The organism is Nitrospira sp. Nam74 (assembly GCF_965152615.1).
The window spans coordinates 3767501-3789159 of the sequence record NZ_OZ224220.1; the positions used below are offsets into that span (position 1 = coordinate 3767501).

Consider the following 21659-nt stretch of genomic DNA (forward strand, 5'->3'; position numbering starts at 1 on the left):
ACTCGAGGGTAGGTTACCCATGTATTCCTCACCCGTTCGCCACTGTACCAGCGGATTGCTCCGCCTTCTCGTTCGACTTGCATGTGTTAAGCGCGCCGCCAGCGTTCGTTCTGAGCCAGGATCAAACTCTCATGAATTCAGTGTGCTCTTCAATTTGGATCCAAGGGCCACCACTGCAATACACCTTCCCCTTGCTCGCTTGCTGTGCTCTCACTCTATTCAGTTGTCAAAGAACAGAACAAACCGGAGCCGCACACTCTACAACCAGAAACGTGAACCTGTCAAGGGGCGTTCCGATCAGCGCGAGAATCAATTCGAGGATCGTCGCGAGAGGTGAGTTTATACTCTCCTGCCTATTCTCTTGTCAAGCAAAGAGTCGGCCCCTTGGAAAAGTTTTCCCAGGCCGTCATCAATAATTAATCCGCGTCCCAACTTACATGTACCCCTTAGCCTCAGGAATCAAAGAGGAGTGAAATCTTAAGTATGCTGCTAGTTGCTTGACTGCTTTCCACGCGATGGTGCTTGGCAGTATTCATGCGGGTAGCCGTCTTGCTCACCGCCGCATGGATAGGGCTACCTTGCGCACTCCGGTTGCGCAGGAATATGATATTTCATTAAACGGGAGCGCGGTCGCGTGAATTTACGACGACGAACATTTTTGCAATTGATAGGCATGGGCACCGCAGCCGGCATGTTTGGAGGCTGTGATTCCGTTGGTAGTGTCTTTGGCCGTATGTTCGCCATGCCACCACGCGAGACGATGTATTTCACGCCTAACGACAAGTTTTATGTCGTCAATTACATGGACTCCCCGTACAACCTTTCTCGAGATCTTAATCAAGAGCAATGGAGATTATCCATCAGCGGGGAAGTCAGACAACCGATGACTCTGGGGTGGCGCGACATTTTAAACCGACCTTCGTTCGATCAAGCAGTCACGCTCGAATGCATTGATACATTGCCCGGTGGAGATAGTCTTGGCAATGCCATGTGGCGCGGCATCTCCCTCAAAAAATTACTGGAAGATGCAGGAGTCGATGAAGAAACTGCTCGGGATGTCGTGTTCAAAGCCGCCGATGGGTACGACGACAGCATACCGTTCAAGCGTGCCATGCAAGATGACGTCATGCTTGCCTATCTGATGAACGGCGAGAAGCTTCCCAAAGCACATGGCTTCCCGCTCCGGCTCCTCGTTCCGGGGCTCTATGGGATCAAGAATGTGAAATGGATTACCGAGATCCAAGTCTACAATGGTGATTATCTCGGCTATTGGCAACGCCAGGGCTGGACGGATGACGGCACAATCAAAATCTTTTCCCGCATCGACAGCCCCGGGCACTATCAAACGCTCCGGGGACCCGAACAACTCTTTCGCGGTATTGCTTTTGGCGGCCCGCATACGATCAGCAAAGTCGAGGTAAGTTTCGACGCCGGTAAAACCTGGAATGACGCAGAACTTGAAACGCCTCAGTCTCCCTACTCCTGGGTGATCTGGAACTACCGCTGGCACCCACCGAAAAAGGGCAAGTTCCAAGTGGTCGTCCGCGCCACGGACATCAAAGGCAACCTGCAGATTGCTGAACTCGTGCGGCCACAACCGGCCGGCGCGAGCGGGTTACACACCATCATCGCTGATGTTGAGGAACTCTAAGCCCCGCGCTTGCTATCCCTTGGCGTCCTCTTATTCGTAGGTGCGCCGGCGAAGACCCCGCGATAAGCGCCGAACCCCCGCCCCTTCGATCTCGCTATTGATCGGATCGCTTAACTCCCTACGCCTTGCACATTCCTTCTGCCTTCAGCCACGCCATCAGGCTCTCCTAACGCGAGTCCTCTTCTCCGGCTCACACCCTGATACCGTTTGAACGGACTGCACGAGCGCATCCCCTCGGCTATAAGACATCCACGTTAGCCAACGTGAGGGCGGGTTCCATAATCTGGACAGTTAATCACTCTTTCGTCACGCCATGGCGCCTCCTCGGCATTTATTATTCTTTTTTGGTCTGGCCTATTTTTCACAAGGTCTCGCCGGCACGCTCATTCAACATCCACTCGCCTATCATCTGAAGTCGAACGGCATGGCCGCTATTCACGTGGCCCAAGCGTTGGCCTTCATTGCCATTCCGTGGATCGTGAAACCGCTCTACGGCCTCATCAGTGACTCGATTCCTTTGTTCGGGTATCGGCGCAAGAGCTATCTCGCCCTTGTCACGTCGCTGTCAATAGCAGGCTATCTCACCATCGCGCGGCTCGAAGGTCCGGATATCATTCTTTCGGTCTTGTTTGTGACCACGCTCGGCATCGCAGCCATGGATGTACTGGTTGACGCGCTGATGGTCGAAGAAGGCCAGAGGACAGGGCTGATTGGAGAGTTTCAGGGGCAACAATGGACATGGTTGAATATCGCGTCCATTACGGCGGCGGCCCTCGCCGGCTGGCTCATTGAAACTTCGACACCGTCCGGCGCGGTGCGATCGGCTGCGTTGATTGTCGCCTTCGCCCCCCTCTCCGTCTTAATCAGTACGCTGTTCTTGATTCGAGAAACTCGCGTCGCGATCAACGCTCCGCTCTTCTCAAGCATGCGTCGGCACGCGAAGATCGCGCTTCGATCTGGACGCGTGTGGCTCATGGCCGCCTTCCTAGCCTTTTGGAATCTGACGCCCAATTTCAGCTTGCCGCTCTATTATCACATGACTGACCAATTGCAGTTCGAACAAGGGTTCATCGGGCAACTCCATGCCCTCGGCGCGGCGGGCGCCGCCGTCGGAGCGTACGCTTATCGCAAATATTTGCTTGAAGCGTTCACGATGCGAGCACTGCTCGTGCTGAGTATGATACTCAGTGCAGCAACGGCCTTTAGTTATCTGTTGCTCAACGGCTCTACCAGCGCCCAACTGTTGCATATCATAAGCGGTATGGTCAGCATGATCGCGCTGCTGACCTTCTTTAGTCTGGCGGCATCAATCTGTCGGGTTGAGGCGGCCGGGTTTACGTTCGCCGTCTTAATGGCAATCTATAGCATTGCAGGCCAAATCTCGGCCGTTGTCAGCGCCCACTTCTACCAGGAGATTTTTCGGCAAGATATTACCCTGCTGATTCTTGCAGCAGGAAGTTTTACGCTCTTGGCATTCCTCTGGATTCCGGTCTTGCCGGTCGCTGAGCCGAAGGCATATGCCTGTGCGACGCGATTAAAACAAACGGTAAACCCTTCGCAGATCTCTGTGTAATTGGAGGGGACTGCGGATCTAAAGAGGCTTGCGCGAGACAACATTAAAGAAACTGTCCGCACCACTTCGGCAAGCTCGACCGCCGACTGTAGCATGCTCACATATCCGTGCGACATCACGCTACGGTATAAAACGTACTATTGCCACCTGCTCGCAAGCAAGATCTTTTAACCTTGCTTTTTACGTGTAATTACTACTTACTGTTACCTGAATTCAATCGATGTCTGAACTCGGAAAGGAGATAGCTATGGCCATCTCATTTGAAGAGCAGCGTTTCGATTCCGGGCAGGTGACCATCTCAGTGATCGAGCCTGAGTCCTATAGAGTCCAGTTCCAAAATAAGGAAGGGCTCGGCAAAGCAGGGGATTCCACACAGGTGAATGAGACTTGTCATGAGAGGAATTTTGGTCGTCCTTCACCTTGCACTTTCTGCAAGGCATCCGAAGCGGTAGCCAGCGGACACACCGTGTCTTCTGAAGTCGTGCTTCCAAATAATGAATCTCTGCTCGTTCAATGGTCGAAAATTCAGACCACAGATGGCCACGCCCATATTCTTGAGACGATCATCGATATCACAGAGCGAAGGCAAATTGCGCAAACGCTGGAACACTTACAACGCCAGCACGAGTTATTTTTAAGCTCCGCGGGCGAGGGCATTTACGGGTTGGATCGGCATGGCAACATGACCTTCATTAATCCTACCGCCGAGAAGCTACTGGGGTGGAACGCAACCGAAATTATCGGCAAACCAATGCATGCGACGCTGCATCACTCAAAAGTAGACGGCTCTCCCTACTCGAAGGAGGACTGTCCGATCTTAGATTTCAAGGACAGCAGCGTGCATTCGACCAAGAACGAGGTGTTCTGGAGGAAGGATGGGACCAGTTTTCCGGTTGAGTATACGAGTACTCCTATCCGGGAAGGCGCGGAGATGGTGGGGGCCGTGGTGGTCTTCAAGGACATTACCGATCGCAAGCAGGCCGAAGAGCGGCTTCGATCCAGTGAAGAACGATATCGCGCGCTCTATGAAGACAATCCTTCGATGTATTTCACCGTCGATTCCACGGGGACGGTCCTTTCCGTGAATCGATTCGGCGCCGAGCAACTCGGGTATGCGGTTGAAGAACTCGTCGGACAGTCGGTGACGTCTGTATTTTACGAAGAAGATAAAGCCGCGGTTCTCAACGAACTGAACAAGTGCGTCAAGAATCCCGGAAACGTATGCCACTGGGAATTTCGGAAAGTCCGGAAGGACGGGACGCTCCTTTGGGTAAAAGAAACCGTACGGATGGTGTGTGATGCACAGGGCAATGCAACAGCGCTCATTGTGTGTGAGGACATCACCGATCTCAAGCGGGCGGAGGCTGAGCAGCAGCAGTCAGCAGCACGATTGCAGCAACTGAATGACTCTCTGGAGGTGCAGATCAAGGACCGGACGGCAGCATTGCTCACGAAGCAGCAACAGTTGCGTGCGCTGGCTTCCGAGCTCAGCCGCGCCGAGGAACGGGAGCGGAAACGACTCTCCACAGATCTGCATGACAACCTCGCACAGACGCTAGCCTTAGGCAAAATGAAGCTCGGCGCACTGGCAAAGAGTGTGAATCTCGAGGGGTCATCAACAATGCTACAAGATCTCGATGCCCTTCTCGACGACGCACTCAACTATACCAGAACCCTGATGTCCGACCTTCGCCCCACGCTCATGGGCGATGACCATGATTTAAGGGCGGCCATCGCCTGGGTAGTAGAGAAAATGCAACGGTATGGATTGCGCGTAACCATCGAAGATGATGGTCAGTTAAAGGTGCTGGATGAGGAGATGCTCACACTCACCTATCGATCGATTCAGGAACTGCTGTACAACGTTCTTAAACATGCGCAGACCCACGAGGCCACAGTGACGCTCCGCCGATCGGGCAAATGCCTCGAGGCGACGGTAATAGATCGAGGGGCAGGGTTCGATCCCTCCACCCTGCACGTCCCCTCAAAGGAGGGGCGTTTCGGGTTATTCAGCATTCGAGAGCGAGTCGAACTGCTCGGCGGGCGCCTGGAGGTGACTTCGGCTGCAAACCAGGGGTCCTGTGTGAAGCTTATCGTGCCGCTCAAAATCGAGACGGCCTCAACCGGTCTATTGGCGGATCAGCACGAGGGCCAATCGCCAAAAGGTCCAAAGGCGATTGAGCAAAAGACCGTGGGCTCAAAGACTCGAGTCATACTCGCTGACGATCATCGGATGATGCGAGAAGGCTTGCGGAACATTCTCGAAGGGCAGCCTGATTTAGTAGTGGTGGCAGAAGTCGAGGATGGGCGTATGGCGGTAGACGCTGCCTGTATCTTCCGACCGGATGTGATCGTTATGGATGTGAATATGCCGAGGCTGAGCGGCGTGGACGCTACACGGCTGATCAAGGCGGGACACCCTCATGTTACCATTATCGGGCTGTCTGTCTACGAGGATGAGAAGACAGCTTGCGCGATGCGGGAGGCGGGTGCTGCGGCGTATCTCACCAAGGGAGGATCATTCGAGGCGCTCTGTGCGACCATTCGCGAAAAGGGGGCCATAACGAGGGACTCATAGGGCGGAAAGGAAAAGGTCTTTCCCCGTCATTGGCTGCCTCTGGACTCACGCGCGAAGCTAGGTGCAAATAAGATTCTGACGTCTAAATACACGTCCTAATACCTAGGATCATCCGATTGACCACCGTATAGACCTTGCGGTCATCACACACACTTCTAACGTCGGCCGGCCCTGGTCATCGGTAAAACACGACCTTGCCATAAGACTGCTTGTAGAATCCTTAGTAACGAGTCGTTGTCCTTTTATTGGTGCTCCCTCTCCCACCCTTCAAAATGAGCCAGCACGATACAGAGGTCGTCAAAAAAGGCGCCTCTTCGCGACAGCGGCGCCGGACAGGTGCAAGAGGTTGAAGGCAGGGGTGGACCGGACCGAGTCTGAGAAAGTAGAATGCGACACCGCTTTTCCTTCCCCCCCCCGTCGTCCAGGAAGGCACGTTGGAAACGGCAACACTAAACTAACAATTAAAGCGAAGGGATCGTCATGAGTCTGAAATGCGGAATCGTCGGGCTGCCCAATGTGGGCAAGTCTACCTTATTCAACGCCCTCACCAAGTCTGGGATCGCCGTGGAGAACTATCCTTTCTGTACCATTGAGCCGAACGTCGGCATCGTGGAAGTGCCGGATGCACGAATGCAGGCACTCGCCGACATCGTCAATCCGCAGAGAATGCAATATGCCACCACAGAGTTCGTGGACATTGCCGGATTGGTGGCTGGGGCCTCGAAGGGTGAAGGCTTGGGCAATCAATTTCTCGCCAACATCCGTGAGACCGACGGGATTGTGAATGTGGTGCGGTGTTTCGAGGACGACAATGTCATACACGTGGCGGGCAAGGTCGATCCGGTTTCCGACATTGCCACGATCGTCACCGAACTGGCGCTGGCGGATCTGACCACAGTGGAAAAGGCCCAGGAGCGGAATACGAAGCTCGTTCGGTCCGGCAATAAGGATGCCGTAACACTTGGCGACCTGCTGGTCCAGGTCGCGGACTGTTTGAACCAGGGCAAACCGGCGCGCACGATGAAACTGGACGCGGCGCAGCTTGCCTTGCTGAAACCGCTGTGTCTGCTCAGCATCAAGCCGGTCATGTATGTGGCCAATGTATCGGAAACTGGGTTCAAGAATAATCCTTTGTTGACCCGAGTAGAAGATTTCGCCGCCCGCGAAGGCGCGCCGGTCGTGGCGATTTGCGCTGCGCTAGAGTCGGAAATCTCGGAACTCTCTGACGATGAGAAACGTGAATTCCTGGCCGATGTCGGCCTGGCCGAACCGGGTCTCAACCGCCTCATTCGCGTCGCCTATCAATTACTGGGACTGCAAACCTACTTTACCGCCGGGGTCAAAGAAGTCCGTGCCTGGACGATTCATGTGGGTGATACCGCGCCGCAGGCCGCAGGCGTCATCCATGGTGATTTTGAGAAGGGCTTCATCCGCGCTGAAGTGATCAGCTACGATGACTTCATTGCGTGCAAGGGCGAAGCGGGCGCGCGTGAAAAAGGGAAGATGCGGCTGGAAGGCAAGGAGTACGTGGTTCAGGACGGCGATGTGATGCACTTCCGCTTCAACGTATAGAACGGCAATCGTGCGTGCCTGCATCTCAAAGCATCCCATTTATCTAATCCAAACCATTTCATATCTGACGCAGCGGTGAGAAACACAGATCGGTCTGGGTCATAGGCCTACGGGTTTCGATAGAGCCGAGCCACTTCATCAGACGTCAATTCCCGCCATTGGCCTGGCTTCAATTCCCCAAGCATAATGGGACCGATCGCGATTCGAATGAGCCGTAATGTCGCATGGCCCACCGCAGCGGTCATGCGGCGGACTTGGCGATTCAGGCCTTCTCGCAACGTGATCTTTATCCACGCGGTGGGCACGGATTTGCGGAATCGGATGGGCACGGGACGGTCTGGAAGGTTCGGAGGTTCGGATATCATTTGGGCCTCGGCGGGTCGCGTGCGCTTGCCGTTGAGCAGAACGCCTTGCCTCAACTGTTCTAAGGCCTCGTCGCTCGGGATACGCTCCACCTGTGCCAGATAGACCTTTGGCAGCTTATGCTCTGGGTCCGTGATGTGATGTGCCAGCGCGCCATCCGACGTCAGGACCATGAGGCCCTCGCTGTCCATATCCAAACGGCCGGCCGCATACACCTCGGGAACCGCCACAAATTCTGCCAATGTGGGCCGGCCGTGCTGATCAGTAAAACAGGGAAGCACGCCATACGGCTTATTGAAGGCGAGCGCATATGGGCCCGACATCGGCTCGACCTTCGCAGTGTGTCGCTTGCCGGCACGGTTGGAGCGATTGCCCTTTAGCGCCACGCCTTTTCGCCCCGCTTTTTCAGCTTTCTCCATTGTGACTTGAACGTTGCCCGCGCTGATTCACGGCGTTGACGTTGGCGCTCAACCATCCGGCCTGCGACGAAGGCCGCCCGCACACTCGTTGAGTGCTCCAAAAATTCGCGGATATGTTTCTCAGCGAAGACCGCATCCTGGTGCACCCCCAGAAGATCCTGAAATACTTTCGCCTGTTCAATAAAGCGCGTGGCTGGACGGCCGCTGCAGCTTTCGGCAAGCTCAGCGGCATATCGGGCGCGCTTCGCCTTAATTCGCAAACGATGGAGAGTGGAATCGGTCGGTGCCCCTTCGAGCTTTCGCATGACCTTACGCAGTTTCATGAATTCACCTGCCGCAATATCATGTAACGTCACACTAGACACCACAACGGCCGGACCTTGAGCCGCCTGCACAAGCTTCCTGACCAGTTCGAGATATCGTTGAGACTTCAACTGCGTCACAAGCACCTGCTGCCTCTCTTCTCGTTCAGTGCGGAGATGCGCGATGAACCGTTCCAACGGCTTGCGATCGCGTGGTTCCAACACCGCCGCTTCCTCCTGAAAATATTTCACTTGCACATCCAGATCACGGGCGGGCCCGAGGAGTTCTCCCAGCCAGGCTAATTCAGTGCGCAAAGCTTCCGGCCATCCCGGCACGAGTAGCGGTCGAGCTGCCCGCAGGATCGCCCGGAGCCGTCGCGTGGAGACGCGCATCTCATGAAGATCTTCAATCTCACCACCAAGTCTGGTGCCCGGGTCGCGCACGCGCAAGGTATCCACATATTTCATGAGGATGTACTTCAGATGTTCGAGGGCCGGCGATTCAACAGGAGGCGGCTGAGTTGGATGAAAAGCGGGAAGCCCAAGCGCCCGGAACAGTTTAGGACGGCCGTCATGGTTACGTGCGCCCGATTTGTGGAGTGTCTCTTCAAGATGTGTGACCAGGGCGCCGTCTCCGCTCAGCCGTTCAATCTCCACTTCTCGAAAGCTGCGTATGACGTGGCGATCCTTCAACACAGACACGGTATCGAGCAGCACGTCAGCGCTCGCGTCGTTCTGATCGTGTACTCGGACACCTGTCCGCCAGGTGCGTAACGTGGCGACCGGTGCCAAGGCTTGGCCCTGGAGATGGAGAAGCAGCAACTCCTGGAATACAGTCGGCGGTACACCTGCAGCACCGGCCAGCTCGATTTCCCGCCTCGCGCCATCCAGCGGCAGCTTAAGTTGCCACGCGCCTTTGCGGTTCTCGACCCGGCGGCGGAGGGTAATCTGGGCGTGAGCGAGGTCGTAGTTGGATGTGTCGTAATACGTCGAGGTCAAGAGACGTCGGGGAAGCCGCTCCCCTTTCAGCTCAGGCAATCGAAAACCCCGCTCCATGCTAAGCTTCGTCTCTCGCTCGATCGCTGCTGTGATCGTGGTTTGTGCTTTTGTGACGCGCGGCTCGAAAAGTGCCATTGTGGACATGGGCTCCAAAACTGTGCCTCCAGCATCTTCCAGCGACATGTGAAAATCAAGAACCAGGCGGTCACAATCTCTGTAGAACATCCTTCCTACAGTCACGTCCCCGCATTTCGACTTGATCGGCATCAGTATGTGTGATTACGTGAGGGCGGGACGATAGGGGGGTGCAGGATGCGATGGGGCGGCCAACGAGAAAGCGGCAATATCGAGGATCGTCGTGGGATGAGCCCGGTTGGAGCCGGAGGGATTGGGATTGGTGGTCTCCTGTTCGTTCTGGTCGTCAGCTATCTCACCGGAACAAATCCGTTGACGCTTCTCAACATGGTTGAAACCGTGCAAGAGGTCTCGTCCCCTTCTGGAGCTGAATCCCCTGCGCCGACCGGTCCACCAACAGATCGACTCGGCAAATTCGCAGCGGTCGTCCTCGCTGACACTGAAGATACCTGGCAAGGTCTCCTTCCGAAGTTGGGGACACGATACGAAGAGCCCACGCTCGTCCTTTTTACCGGCACAGTCCGCTCCGCGTGTGGCCTCGGCTCCGCCGCAACGGGTCCTTTTTATTGTCCTCCGGATCGAAAGGTCTATCTCGACCTGTCATTCTTCAACGAATTGGCACAGCGATTCGGCGCGCCAGGAGACTTCGCGCAAGCCTATGTCATTGCCCATGAGGTCGGCCATCACGTGCAGAACTTGTTGGGCATAGCGGAAAAAGTGACCCGCCTCCAGCGTCAGGCATCGCAGACCCAGGGTAACGCGTTATCCGTGCGGGTTGAGCTGCAAGCGGACTGTTTGGCAGGCGTGTGGGGGTATCATGCCAGGCAAGATCGGAACCTCATTGAACCAGGGGATTTCGAGGCCGGGCTGCGTGCAGCATCGGCGATCGGAGACGATCGCCTCCAGCACAAGTCACAAGGTTCTGTGCAGCCCGAGACCTGGACCCACGGCTCATCAGAACAACGCACGGCTTGGCTGCGACGCGGTTTAGAGACAGGCGATCCAGGCGCGTGCGACACGTTTGCCGCAACCCGCTTATAGCGACGTTCACCTATCGTCACAAATCTGCGGCCACGCATTCCGAAACAACACGGTTTAACGAGCAACCGTCCTTCGCTAGATGCTCACCCGAAAGATGAGATAGAGTGCAGTCTTGCTTGCCGCGACGGTCAACGGTCTCTTCAGAATCCAGTTTCCAGTCGGCAATTGGCCCCACACCGCCATCCGATAGACCTGCATGCTGTCTTCATTGAGGACGGCAGCACCGTCTATCCGTTTCCAACGACCGTGGGCCAGTACTTTGCGCATCCACTTCATCGTTCACCTCCCGCATTGAAAACGTGTGATGGCCATCAATTCGAAAACTGTGCCGCGGGAAACTCTCCATGATTCCAGGATCTTCAAGACGCGAACGGCGGTACTTAAGACATGATTGGCTCAGTAGCTAGGCAAAATCTATCCAGCTATGACTGTATGAACCATTGACGTAACGATCTTTTAACGTGGTGGTAATCCGTGCGAGATGCTCGCTGCTTATTGTGTGGATGGAGTCCATTTCAATTAGGGGAGGTGACGATGCAGTGCTCACGTTGCGGCGGATTAATAATTAGCGATCGCTATCTCGGGCTGGACGGGCAGCTCCCGATGTTACGCTGCGCAAACTGTGGCGCGATTCTTGATGCGAGCATCCAGCGCCATCAACGCGACCGCCAGTGTACAGAGGTGCAACGCAGCCGTGCCAGGCACCGTTTCCCCGAGCTCTCCCGCATGACGCGGTTGCTGCTCCACAATGAGTGACTGAGACGCCCGGGTTGGCGCGGTGATAGTCGCACATAACAAAACCTGAGGATGGTATGATCTTAAGTAATAGCTGGGGATTGCTAGTCACTGCTTTGTCGTCAGACAATGCGAAATGGAATCGAGCACCTACGACGATCCGTCTGAGCCGAACGCTAAGATTCCCGCGATCCGGCAGTTACCCCCAGGCCGCCGGCGATGGACGCGCAGGCTCAGAACACTGGCCCTGATTGTCGTCGGCCTGGTCGCCCTCTACGCATTGCTCGGTTTCCTGATACTTCCCGCCTACCTCCGCGCCAAAATTCCGGCCATGCTCTCTCAGCAACTCGGTCACCCTGTGACGGTCGGCGACATTTCGTTTAATCCGTTTAGGTTCGCGCTCACCGTGAAGGAATTCGATATTCGCGAACAGGACGCCAGTCCATTGATTGGCTTCGAAGAACTGTACGTGAATATCGGACTTTCCTCGATGATTAATGGCGCGCTCACGTTCGATCAGATTCGTGTTCGCATCCCATACGGGTTGATCAAAATCCGCCACGATGGCACGTTGAATCTCCTGGACCTTCGGCCGGCTGCTGACACATCGGCCTCTCCACATGCGAATACTAGCGAGTCGCGTTCCCTTCCGTCGCTCATCATCCGTTCGCTCGAGATCGAGCAGGGCGCAGTAGAGTTCCATGATGAATCACGGCCGACTCCATTTAACGCGCATATCGTCCCTATTTGGTTGGCGGTGAAGAATTTCCGCACGCTCCATGGCGGCGACAATACCTTTGCGTTCAAAGCCGAATTTGAGGCGGGCGAATCGCTGGAATGGCGGGGCACGCTCCTCTTGAATCCAGTACGTACGGATGGCCATGTGGTCTTATCCGGTCTAAAGATCAGAGAAGTGTGGGAGTACATTCAGGACCGAGCCGGCTTTGAAATCACGGACGGCGTCTTACACGTCGACGCCACGTATCACGCAGAGGCCGGCACGGATGCGTTCCACGCCAATGTATCCGATGGTGAAATCGGTCTCGATAACCTCACGGTGTCGGAGAAAGGGTCTCCGATCCCATTGATTGTCCTTCCCGCATTCGAGATGAAAGATATCCAAGCTGATCTGCTTCAACATCAGATTGAGATTGGAGCGGTGCAGTCGCACGGGGCGCGTATTCAGGCATGGCTCGACAAGGACGGGACGATCAACTTTCGTCATCTGTTCGCCCCGGCACAGACAGGGGCGCCGGTGGACGCGCCTTCACCTCCTACCTCTAATCATCAACAAGCACCGTGGACCGTCTCACTCAAGAAACTGAAGTTGGAAGACTACGACGTGTCCATGGAAGATCGGAGGCCTCCATTGCCGGTTCGTCTACACTTGGCAGGGTTGCAGGTGCACCTGAACAACCTCACCTACCCCCCCACCTCTCAATTTGAGCTCACCGTCGATGCGGACATCAATCGCACGGGACACATTTCGACATCCGGGACAGTGCGACTGAACCCTGTGACCGCGGACCTCGCACTCGACATGACGAAACTTCCATTGATACCGTTCCAACCGTATGTCAGCCAAGCGGCCGATGTGGAGGTTCGCAACGGGTCGGCAAGCCTGAAGGGACGTCTACACTATCAACCTGCAGAGAAACAATCGATCCGTTTTCAAGGCGACGCAAGTGTCATAAAGTTCGCGACCGTAGATGGGCAGCTCCACAAAGACTTCGTGAACTGGGATTCACTCACTGTGAAACGTATCGATCTCGCCCTGCCCGAAGGACACGCCGCCATAGGCGAGGTGATCGCGACCAAACCTTATGCCGACATCATCATCAACGATGATCGAACCGTGAACGTTCGCACGATTCTCTCCAAACCCCACGAGTCCAAGTCCGCCCCTCGGAATGAATCGACTCCTGAACAAGTCAAGAGCCCGCCCTCCCGTCCACTTCTCGTGACGATCGGTTCCATCAACGTCACCGGCGGATCAGCGCATTTTGCCGACTTCTCAGTGCAGCCGAATGTCGATACCGGCATTTATGGTTTGAAGGGAACGATCAAGGGTCTGTCCTCGAAGGAACAGGCGCGGGCCGACGTAGCGCTGCAAGGCGAAGTGGACAAGTATGCGCCGGTGACCATTGCCGGGCAGATCAACCCGTTGAGCCATGATGCGTTCACGGACCTTAACATCTCGTTCAAAAATGTGGAGCTGACTACATTGTCACCCTATTCCACGAAGTTTGCAGGGTACCCCATCGTCAAGGGGAAGCTGTCGATGGACCTGCACTACAAGCTCGACCATCAGCAATTGGAGGCCAGTAACGATGTGCTCATCGACCACCTGACGTTGGGTGACAAAATAGAGAGTCCGGACGCCACATCGCTCCCGGTGAAACTGGCCATTGCGCTTCTCAAAGATCGTCATGGCCGCATTGATATCGATCTACCGGTGAAAGGGGACCTCAGCAATCCGGAATTTGAGTATGGCAAGCTCATTTGGAATGTCCTGACCAACCTCATCACCAAGGTCGTGGCATCGCCGTTCACGCTCATGGCCAAGCTTGTAGGTGGGAGCAGCGACGAACTGAGCGAAGTACCGTTCCCTGTCGGAAGTGCGGACATACCAACGGCCAAACTCACCCAACTCAAAGCGGTGGCGAAATCCCTTGAGGAGCGACCAGCGCTTCAGTTAGAGGTGTCCGGCACGGCCGACCCGGCGGCCGACAGCGCAGCCCTCAGCGAGATCAAACTGCAAAATGAACTGGAAGCCCTGAAGCAGGAAGCTTCAAAGAAGGGGCGCAAATCTACGTCTTCTACAGACGTCGGTGACACGGACGAGTCCAGTTTACTCAAGGCACTATACGTGCAGAAGTTTGGCCGGCTCCCCAACCAGATGGATCCAAAGATGCCCGTGCCGACCGAGCAATTAAGGGAGCGCCTGCTGCATGCATTTCCCGCCGAGGAGGCGGAATTGCGTCTCCTTGCCCAAGAACGCGGGAAACAGATACAGAATTTTCTGATCAATGATGCGGGGATTTCAGCCGATCGTCTGTTCCTACTCGATGCCAAGCTAAACGGCCGCGCTCAGAATGGCACCGTCGTCAGCCGCCTCAGCCTCACAGCCGAATGAGTCTGCCTGACCGTCTCCCGTTATAGCACTCAACGGTTTTCTAGAGAGAAGCAGCCACGACCATGCGGAGAAAGCTGTAGAAGTTAGCGGGTGAACCTCAGTGGAGACGACACGCCCGTTAGGTTATCACCCGCATTCGCGGTCAAATTTTTGCCATCAGGAGAGATGGTCAATGCGGCTTCCGGCTATCGCTTCCTGCCTGACGGCAGTCACGCCAAGCACGGGGATTCTATTCCTGAAATGCCACCGCCCGGCCAAATCGTGCCAATGCCTTCGGCATTGCGCGTTCAGCAGGCCTCATAAAACGCCTTGCCGATTCGTTGACATAGAAAGCCCGCCTCACTGACCGGCATGTTGCTCCGCGGCTGATCCACGCCAGTGCACTTGCCTGTAATAGTACGCCGCAGGTTCTGACCCGGCTTATTTGTTGGAGGTCTATCATGAAACAGATTGAAATGCTGGTGTCGTCCGCATCGTTGATCCGCATGCAGAAGAGAAGAAGGCCCGGTGTGCTGAGACATGCACTACAAGCCAAAAAGCGGCCAACGATGAGTATTCGGACTTTACTACGGCGAGTAAATCGGCCCGAGCGATCAGCACCAGGTCTATGGTGGTAGGGGCAAGTTTGAAGTATGCCGCCGACCGAAACAGGAGATCTAACACGCGCGCAGTATTACGATAGAATCAGAAGTCAGATTGAGCACGAAGATGAGCTCATTAATCTCCGGGTGGTATGGCAACTCCTCGCCCAATCCTTCTTCTTCAGCACCTATGCCTCGCTGTTAACTGCACAGAAGGAAGCGAAAAGCGTTTTGTTCGGCGACGAGCAACAACTCTTGCTGTGGCTAGTTCCATTCGCCGCCTTATTCGCCGGGCTGCTCACTTCTATCAGCATCTTTACCTCCCTGACCAATATTGCTTCTCTTCGAGAGAGTTATGAATTGTACGCAAAGGCTACACCAGCAGAGGACCGCAGTTCCAAGTTATTCCCTCCTATCCAAGGCGCGGACCGGCTACGGAAGCTTGCGAACATAGCTCCAATTGGCCTCCCCTTGCTGTTCATCGTGGCTTGGCTGATTATTTTAATACGGCTTCTACTGCCGGCTTCGAGGGGATAGAGCCTATCGGCACGAGGAAGCGAGTAGTCCTCACGTCCTCCGTTTTCCGAATCACGCGACACCAACCCACAGGCTTGCTGATGACTTTGCACAGGTGTGGCCTGTGCTGACAGTCACATCAGTTGGGTCTGTCCTTCCCCATGCAACCGCCGCCTGCGGTTTCCGTCTCGATATGGACTTCCACAGAGGTATCGAAAATGGAGGACTATCGCTGCCCCTATCGGTCTATCATGCATCGGCTACACAATGGGGCGCGTTTAAGCCTTCATTTGCCGGATGTGTTTCTCTACAGGTCGTCTGCTTCTGACAGATGCCCGGGGACCGTTCGCACACGGACGCGTGTATCGGGCCGATAGTTCATGCCAAGATTCCGTCGTATAGTGTCACTCATGCCAGCCGCTATTCAGAAGTGTCCATTCGTTCACACTATGCTCAGTGTTTACATTATCGCGATTGCGGGAGCGTCGCTGTGCAGCGCAGGGGTGGACTCAGGACAGGCGCGACTTTGGCTGGTGCAAGACAACAAACCGTATGAGTCCGTGAACAAGTCGAGCAAACTGTATCAGGACCGTGAAGCTCACACGATTCGGGGCATAGTGCAAGACATCAAGACCGTGAAGTTAGAGAATGATGAGCAGTTCTTGCAAGTGGATCTCAAGACGCCTGAGGAGGTGGTGAACGTTCACCTTGGCCCGGACTGGTACATGACCGAACAAATTCAAAACATCGAGATCGTAAAAGGCCGCGAATTGGAAGTCGAGGGGTCCGGCAATATTGTGGCCGGGACACCCGTGTTTGTCGCCTCGGAGATTCGCGATGACAAACGCAAGGAACGACTACGATTGCGCCACCGTGATGGTACTCCGGTCTGGAGCGGCAGCGAACGCACTCATTGACTCAATTCTTGTCCCACGACATCCCGACAGCCGCCGCACAAGAGCCATCCTTCAGCCGTTACAAATTTCCAGTCTGTATATCGCGACGGAGCCGTCCCGTCATATCGCCTCTGGTCATTTGAAACTGCTTCTTCATCGGAGCCCTTTCTTTCGGTTGGCCATAACCGAAAATCGCTCAAGTAATTGTGCTAACGACGATAGGCCCATTTTTGCCATTACTGTCAAGGCAGACAGCTTACGTAGATGTTGCATTCAGGTGTACAACCGGTAGACGACGGACTATGCAATGGAGTCCCTGATTATGAAGGAATCGGAACGTCAGCAGGGCGGCTGTGTACGGACTACGCCTACATGAGACCATGAGGCCTATCTCTCGCGGTTATACACAGCGCCTTGGACATTACATGAGGAAGACCTAGATTCACTTAGAGCCCTAGAAAAAAATAAATATTGACCCATATCTTGTGGTGGCACAGGGCGAACCACAATGCCTAAATAATGGGCAAGGAGCTGATTGCCTTGATCAGAGCCTCGTTGAAGGATCAAAACGAGGATTATCCACAGGATATTCCACAGAGCATCCGCATAACCGTCCCCTCCTGTCCCGCCTACAAAAACCTATCTCAATGCCTCGCCCCCTATGTCCGCGCGGCATTCAATTTGGTTTCTCCCTCTTGGTCATGCTCAATGTGTCGGCCGATAGTGGCGCGCTATACTGTCGGAACTTCAGTGGAACATCTTGGAACAACAATTTCTAGAGGGTTGCAACAGTCGCACCCGTCGTGAATTGTGCTCGCCGGCCGCTGGATGTTCCTATTATTGAAGTCCTAATCCATCAGTCAACAGTTGGCAGCGTGATGCTTCATTTGGCAGCGTTGTTCAAGGATCAGCTGACCCAGTTCAGTGAGACGTCCACCATGCTCCCATACATGGAGTGTCTGATCCAAAAAAGAATCGATGGTCGTATGCTTCTGGAGGTCATTCAGCAGTTTTTCGGTTGCATCCGCTACTATCGAGGCATCTCTACTAGTCATGATTTCACCTCGCGCTTTATAGGGCCAGAAACACCCCCACTACCATACAGACCCCGAACAGGCATAGAAAGTGGGGAACAGGGAAAACAACGGGCAGCGGCAGGATTACGACTTAAGTGGCCCGCCTGTCTCGCGCCTCCACCAGGGCATGACTCTTCTGGACACAAATTGTCCTTCCGTCACGCGTAAGTTGAGGTTCTTTGAAATCACAGTGTCAGCGAGAACCGCCGGCTGCGGGGAGTTCTGATACGGGGGCCTTTGAGGATTGTTCATACAGAGCGCGCGCTTCCGGCATCGGCTTGTTCAAGTCTTTGATTCGGGTTCCGTGCCCCGGATGCGTCGAAAGAAGCTCAGCAGGTTGCTCCCCGCTCTCCGCTTCCATACGCTCCCATACATGAACGGCCTCCTCTGGAGGATACCCCGCTTGGGCAGCGAGCAACAGTCCGATGTAGTCGGCTGGCTGAACATGGAACCGAACGTATGGGCCAAGGGTTGTTGGCACAAGTCGGGCTTGTCGGAGCCTCTATTGCACTTCAAAGTCAGGGGCTCAGTCCGATGGCTTCCCAGGCCGGCATGGCTGCACTCGGGCTAGGAACGCAGGTCGGTATATTGCTTCCCTTTAGCCGCAAGCATGAATCGGAGGCCCACTTAAACGCCCTTGCTTTTTCCGCATACTTCGATTGCTTCGCCGCCTCAATGATTCGTTCGGCCACCTGCTGAACCGGTTCTACCTCCTGAGGATCCTTGGAGATCTTGATATTCGGACTATTGATCACCTGCGCATAGGATCGTGCCTCCAGCCCTGCCATATAGCCGCTGGGAAAGGGCACGAATTGCCAGCGGCCGGTGTAGGGATTGGTGGTACAGCCAGAAAGGGAGATCACAACGAAAACGAAGCGTGAGCGACTTCGGTGAGTGACAGGTCGGCGGTTCCTACCTAGATATTACTAACTAACACTAGTCAGCGTTCTTAGCCTGCGCCGGCATGGCCCAGGGCCGGGAATCTCCGCGTTGCTCACGCAGCCATCCTTCATGCCGGTCCATATCCCCTCAACCCACTTCGCCGATGAGGATACGTGGCGCGACAGTCGTGTCACGGGGAGCACTGGAAAATTCTTCGAGCACTTGATCCGAATGCACCACACACATCGATCGCCGCCTACATGACGCTCACGGTTTCCTTGAAAAGCCGCCGGTTCGATAGTAAGATTCTTTCACGGTCAACGTCTCGTCCAGACAATACTAGTGTTCATCCCCGGTTCTTATCTTATAACGTAAAGCCATGGTAGTGTTCAGGAATGCTTGCATTCGCGTGCAGGCGAGAGGAGCCTCACAATGAGCAATGGATCGGTGGATGGACCCAAAAGCTTTGCACACCGGATCGCGCGATTAAAACAAGGAGAGCACCTCTGCTCGGTGTATGCCGAGTCAGGAGAGATGTTGACTCAGGTGGTTCCCTATATCAAGGCCGGCCTTCTTAACGGTGAACGCTGTATCTATGTTCTCGATGAAAATAAAAAGGAGTTGCTCGTTCAGGCGCTGAAGTTCTGGGGGGTGGATGCTGATCTGGAATTGAGCAAAGGCCAGTTAGTGTTCTGGACTCGACATGAATACCGGCAGCCCGGCCCGTTTGATCTCAACACCATGTTGAACTTTATCAATCGCAATCTACAACAGGCGTTGGTCGATGGGCATACCGGAATCCGACTTGGAGTGGAAATGAGCTGGACCATCAATAGCGGCCTGAGTAATGAGGACCTCGTGCGGTGGGAGGATTTTATCAATACCATTTCATTTCCAAACAGCAAGATTTCGTTTCTCTGCCAATACAACCGCCGTTTACTCTCGTCTGATTTGATTGCGCAGGCTGTTCACGTTCATCCCGTTGTGGTGTTGGGACAAGAAATTTGCCCGAATCGCTACTACCGCTCGGCCACTGATGTCCTGGCGAGTCAGGACAATCATAACCTGGACTCACTGCTGACCAACATTAAGGCCCCCGCTTTCCATCAAGCGACTTCTTAGCCGGTTCGGAACGCTGGCTCCCTGAGGCCGAACGGCCTTATCCATCGACCCGTCTTCAGCTGTCATCTGGCTCTACCTTCCTACTTTTCTCGTGTGATACATCTGCTGAATCATCCGCGCAGGTACGGATTCATCAACTGCGATTCGCAGACTGTTCGATGGTCTACAACGATGAGCGCTCTCCGTGTGTCCTCAAAAACAACCGGAAAACACTATCGTATTACTGTTACCTGAATCCGACCATCACGACGCACAAGTGGCAGTTCTATGGATTGCAACGATCATATGGGGCAATTATCGGCGTTTCGCCCCGCTCAGCGATGGAGCCTTCGGGTCGGCGTCGCACGCTTCCCTTTTGAGGCGGAGGATTCTGAGGGCTTGTTTCAAACTGCCACAGATACGCAGTTTCTTCTGCAAGCGTCCGTCGATCAGTTCACCATGACGCCGTAGTCCCATGCCCTTACTGGCCTAGGAATTCGAGAAGATTACATCGTGCCCCGCATGGAAAGACGACGAATGCCTCGATGTACCTTGCGCCTAGACTCGTGGGTGTCCATGGAGAACGGACGGCAATACGGTGGCCTGGTTACCGATTTATCGAAGTCTGGATGCCGAGTGCATAGTTTTATTCCTTTGGTAGACGGTATGCCTCTGCAGTTGCAATTGAGACTGCCGGGAGGCGTCTCCCCGCTGCAAATCGGACGTGCGGCTGTACGGTGGACATACCAGGCGTTCTTTGGTGTAGAGTTTCTTGCAATCGATCCTGACGAGGCGCAGCGCTTACATCGCGTGATGGCGAATCTTCTCGCCTCCCCTGCCTAGAATTCTGTGGTGTTGGTCTTTTCTCTGCTCTACCAGTTCATCTAGGCCATTTTGGCCCTAGTGGCAACATCCTCCATCCTCTATGCATGATTCGTAGGCCATAGCATAGACGCCTTTAGGTGCGTATCGGGCATGCATCTCCATCTACTTAGTCATCCACTTTTTTTCGGTCGTAGATATTCATCCTAGGACCATTAAAGATATACGTATATTACCCTGTCTGCGTTATGATCGATTCCCCAGGAGGTGATAGATTGACAGCAGATCAAGCCATGCGGCTGCGCGACCGCTGGGTTATACGCAGAGACACACGACCATGCCAACATTTTGAACTGGAGTTGCTATGGACCGATGAAGGCGTGTCGACAGGAACTTATATCTGTCTACACTGTGGGACAGAAGTATGCCAGGGCATAGAATCGGACCGGTCTGCTGACGACTCCTTGCCGTCTCAATAGGGGAACGTGTCAAACCGTTTTGAACCATCAACAGAAAGAACTGATAGCGGAGCACGGCTAGCGGTTAATGGAATTCGAGATGGGAAATCAGCAGGAAATGAAAAATGATTCCCTTTTCAAGGACACATAACACCTTTTTAACACTTAGGCTTTTAAATGCAGGATATCAACCTACGACGGGACTCGTCATTCTCCTTCTTCACAAAGGCAACCCAGGAGGCGCTTAATACCCTGCTTTCATAATCGTTGGCTGTAATTCCACAGTCCGTTGTGATTAGAATAGCGTGAGCTATGTTATGGGACCGCTTGCCTGATTCAACAGCACTCCCCCTGATGAACCTTTGCTAAGGAACGCTTAGACTTCACCCGCTCATCACTCCGACTTGGGGCTTCCGCACGCTCGCATTGACTGGTCTTCTGACTTTGCATCCAACAATTCTGCCGCTTATACAAGCTGTACGTTAGGATCCTTCCCGTCCTGGCCAATGCTCTTGACTTGAAGACCCTGGGACCGTTAGTTAATTCCACCGCCGGCATTTTGGTTATCTGTCATAGAGAGGGTGTCTTATGGAATCATGGGCCGAGAAGGAAGCGGAAAAAATCCTGGATGATTTTGCGGCGTATGAAGGGGCAGACGACCTGCTTAAGCTACAACAAGCCATTGCCCGCGCCCTAAGCCGTGCGTATGAAGCCGGCAAGGCACAAAGGCCGCCTGACCAGTGACCCAAATCGGCCGTTGCACGACTCATATGGGCTGCCGGTGTAACGGTGCAGCCGGATTGATGGCATGAGGAATTTTTAG

General features: G+C 54.4%; 19 protein-coding genes and 1 rRNA gene (1 of these 20 cut by a window edge). 13 read left to right on the top strand and 7 right to left on the bottom strand.

Annotation, left to right across the window (positions count from 1 at the left end):
* Positions 1–137: ribosomal RNA gene (locus ACWHYZ_RS17720) — 16S ribosomal RNA — on the bottom strand (it extends 1406 nt beyond the left edge of the window).
* A 497-nt stretch (positions 138–634) separates the two neighbouring features.
* Between ACWHYZ_RS17720 and ACWHYZ_RS17725 the strand changes: the two genes are divergently transcribed.
* The 4 genes from ACWHYZ_RS17725 (at position 635) to ychF (ending at position 7374) form a co-directional block, all read left to right on the top strand.
* Positions 635–1651 (top strand): molybdopterin-dependent oxidoreductase, encoded by a 1017-nt coding sequence (locus ACWHYZ_RS17725; RefSeq protein ID WP_447984000.1) that lies wholly within the window; start codon positions 635–637, stop codon positions 1649–1651.
* Positions 1652–1964: 313 nt separating this feature from the next.
* On the top strand, positions 1965–3224 hold the full coding sequence (locus ACWHYZ_RS17730) for an MFS transporter (protein ID WP_447984001.1): 1260 nt from the start codon (positions 1965–1967) through the stop codon (positions 3222–3224).
* Positions 3225–3471: 247 nt separating this feature from the next.
* Positions 3472–5802 carry a PAS domain S-box protein gene (locus ACWHYZ_RS17735; RefSeq protein WP_447984002.1) on the top strand — a complete coding sequence of 777 codons (2331 nt, stop codon included), beginning with the start codon at positions 3472–3474 and terminating at the stop codon, positions 5800–5802.
* Between the two features lie 480 nt (positions 5803–6282).
* A complete protein-coding gene (gene ychF / locus ACWHYZ_RS17740) occupies positions 6283–7374 on the top strand; it encodes a redox-regulated ATPase YchF (protein ID WP_447984003.1) in 1092 nt (363 codons plus the stop codon).
* A 107-nt stretch (positions 7375–7481) separates the two neighbouring features.
* On the opposite strand, the gene ACWHYZ_RS17745 is transcribed toward ychF, so the two are convergent.
* Complete coding sequence (locus ACWHYZ_RS17745; RefSeq protein ID WP_447984004.1) at positions 7482–8156, bottom strand: pseudouridine synthase; 675 nt, start codon at positions 8154–8156, stop codon at positions 7482–7484.
* Positions 8114–9592: a CHAD domain-containing protein gene (locus ACWHYZ_RS17750; RefSeq protein WP_447984005.1), complete on the bottom strand. Its 1479-nt coding sequence runs from the start codon at positions 9590–9592 to the stop codon at positions 8114–8116. The genes ACWHYZ_RS17745 and ACWHYZ_RS17750 overlap by 43 nt, the downstream gene beginning before the upstream one ends.
* Before the next feature lie 177 nt (positions 9593–9769).
* On the opposite strand from ACWHYZ_RS17750, the gene ypfJ reads away from it, so the two are divergent.
* Positions 9770–10633, top strand: coding sequence for a KPN_02809 family neutral zinc metallopeptidase (gene ypfJ / locus ACWHYZ_RS17755; protein ID WP_447984006.1), 864 nt, complete (start codon positions 9770–9772; stop codon positions 10631–10633).
* A gap of 75 nt (positions 10634–10708) precedes the next feature.
* Here the strand turns inward: ypfJ and ACWHYZ_RS17760 are convergent, their stop codons facing one another.
* Complete coding sequence (locus ACWHYZ_RS17760) at positions 10709–10909, bottom strand: hypothetical protein (protein WP_447984007.1); 201 nt, start codon at positions 10907–10909, stop codon at positions 10709–10711.
* Positions 10910–11167: 258 nt separating this feature from the next.
* Here ACWHYZ_RS17760 and ACWHYZ_RS17765 point away from each other — a divergent pair, with 258 nt between their 5' ends.
* The 4 genes from ACWHYZ_RS17765 to ACWHYZ_RS17780 all read left to right on the top strand — a co-directional run bounded on the left by ACWHYZ_RS17765 (position 11168) and on the right by ACWHYZ_RS17780 (position 16518).
* Positions 11168–11389 carry a hypothetical protein gene (locus ACWHYZ_RS17765; RefSeq protein ID WP_447984008.1) on the top strand — a complete coding sequence of 74 codons (222 nt, stop codon included), beginning with the start codon at positions 11168–11170 and terminating at the stop codon, positions 11387–11389.
* A gap of 115 nt (positions 11390–11504) precedes the next feature.
* Positions 11505–14504, top strand: a complete 3000-nt coding sequence (locus ACWHYZ_RS17770; protein WP_447984009.1) for a DUF748 domain-containing protein — start codon at positions 11505–11507, stop codon at positions 14502–14504.
* 632 nt (positions 14505–15136) lie between these two features.
* A complete protein-coding gene (locus ACWHYZ_RS17775) occupies positions 15137–15622 on the top strand; it encodes a hypothetical protein (protein WP_447984010.1) in 486 nt (161 codons plus the stop codon).
* A gap of 389 nt (positions 15623–16011) precedes the next feature.
* On the top strand, positions 16012–16518 hold the full coding sequence (locus ACWHYZ_RS17780) for a hypothetical protein (protein WP_447984011.1): 507 nt from the start codon (positions 16012–16014) through the stop codon (positions 16516–16518).
* A gap of 839 nt (positions 16519–17357) precedes the next feature.
* Here ACWHYZ_RS17780 and ACWHYZ_RS17785 read toward each other — a convergent pair.
* The 3 genes from ACWHYZ_RS17785 to ACWHYZ_RS17795 form a co-directional block, all read right to left on the bottom strand.
* Positions 17358–17552 (bottom strand): hypothetical protein, encoded by a 195-nt coding sequence (locus ACWHYZ_RS17785; RefSeq protein WP_447984012.1) that lies wholly within the window; start codon positions 17550–17552, stop codon positions 17358–17360.
* A gap of 214 nt (positions 17553–17766) precedes the next feature.
* Positions 17767–18054, bottom strand: coding sequence for a M48 family metalloprotease (locus ACWHYZ_RS17790; RefSeq protein ID WP_447984013.1), 288 nt, complete (start codon positions 18052–18054; stop codon positions 17767–17769).
* 37 nt (positions 18055–18091) lie between these two features.
* A complete protein-coding gene (locus ACWHYZ_RS17795; protein WP_447984014.1) occupies positions 18092–18436 on the bottom strand; it encodes a hypothetical protein in 345 nt (114 codons plus the stop codon).
* 451 nt (positions 18437–18887) lie between these two features.
* On the opposite strand from ACWHYZ_RS17795, the gene ACWHYZ_RS17800 reads away from it, so the two are divergent.
* From ACWHYZ_RS17800 to ACWHYZ_RS17815, 4 genes are all read left to right on the top strand, one after another.
* Positions 18888–19577, top strand: a complete 690-nt coding sequence (locus ACWHYZ_RS17800) for an MEDS domain-containing protein (protein WP_447984015.1) — start codon at positions 18888–18890, stop codon at positions 19575–19577.
* Between the two features lie 267 nt (positions 19578–19844).
* A complete protein-coding gene (locus ACWHYZ_RS17805) occupies positions 19845–20027 on the top strand; it encodes a hypothetical protein (protein WP_447984016.1) in 183 nt (60 codons plus the stop codon).
* A 66-nt stretch (positions 20028–20093) separates the two neighbouring features.
* On the top strand, positions 20094–20399 hold the full coding sequence (locus tag ACWHYZ_RS17810) for a PilZ domain-containing protein (protein ID WP_447984017.1): 306 nt from the start codon (positions 20094–20096) through the stop codon (positions 20397–20399).
* A 1025-nt stretch (positions 20400–21424) separates the two neighbouring features.
* Positions 21425–21580 (top strand): hypothetical protein, encoded by a 156-nt coding sequence (locus ACWHYZ_RS17815; RefSeq protein ID WP_447984018.1) that lies wholly within the window; start codon positions 21425–21427, stop codon positions 21578–21580.
* Positions 21581–21659: the final 79 nt, after the last annotated feature.

Coding starts and splice junctions, on each gene's coding strand:
- ACWHYZ_RS17730 (WP_447984001.1), top strand. CDS start 1,965: ATGGCGCCTCCTCGGCATTTATTATTCTTTTTTGGTCTGGCCTATTTT.
- ACWHYZ_RS17735 (WP_447984002.1), top strand. CDS start 3,472: ATGGCCATCTCATTTGAAGAGCAGCGTTTCGATTCCGGGCAGGTGACC.
- ychF (WP_447984003.1), top strand. CDS start 6,283: ATGAGTCTGAAATGCGGAATCGTCGGGCTGCCCAATGTGGGCAAGTCT.
- ACWHYZ_RS17745 (WP_447984004.1), bottom strand. CDS start 8,156: ATGGAGAAAGCTGAAAAAGCGGGGCGAAAAGGCGTGGCGCTAAAGGGC.
- ACWHYZ_RS17750 (WP_447984005.1), bottom strand. CDS start 9,592: ATGGCACTTTTCGAGCCGCGCGTCACAAAAGCACAAACCACGATCACA.
- ypfJ (WP_447984006.1), top strand. CDS start 9,770: ATGCGATGGGGCGGCCAACGAGAAAGCGGCAATATCGAGGATCGTCGT.
- ACWHYZ_RS17760 (WP_447984007.1), bottom strand. CDS start 10,909: ATGAAGTGGATGCGCAAAGTACTGGCCCACGGTCGTTGGAAACGGATA.
- ACWHYZ_RS17765 (WP_447984008.1), top strand. CDS start 11,168: ATGCAGTGCTCACGTTGCGGCGGATTAATAATTAGCGATCGCTATCTC.
- ACWHYZ_RS17770 (WP_447984009.1), top strand. CDS start 11,505: ATGGAATCGAGCACCTACGACGATCCGTCTGAGCCGAACGCTAAGATT.
- ACWHYZ_RS17775 (WP_447984010.1), top strand. CDS start 15,137: ATGCCGCCGACCGAAACAGGAGATCTAACACGCGCGCAGTATTACGAT.
- ACWHYZ_RS17780 (WP_447984011.1), top strand. CDS start 16,012: ATGCCAGCCGCTATTCAGAAGTGTCCATTCGTTCACACTATGCTCAGT.
- ACWHYZ_RS17785 (WP_447984012.1), bottom strand. CDS start 17,552: ATGACTAGTAGAGATGCCTCGATAGTAGCGGATGCAACCGAAAAACTG.
- ACWHYZ_RS17800 (WP_447984015.1), top strand. CDS start 18,888: ATGAGCAATGGATCGGTGGATGGACCCAAAAGCTTTGCACACCGGATC.
- ACWHYZ_RS17805 (WP_447984016.1), top strand. CDS start 19,845: ATGGATTGCAACGATCATATGGGGCAATTATCGGCGTTTCGCCCCGCT.
- ACWHYZ_RS17810 (WP_447984017.1), top strand. CDS start 20,094: ATGCCTCGATGTACCTTGCGCCTAGACTCGTGGGTGTCCATGGAGAAC.
- ACWHYZ_RS17815 (WP_447984018.1), top strand. CDS start 21,425: ATGGAATCATGGGCCGAGAAGGAAGCGGAAAAAATCCTGGATGATTTT.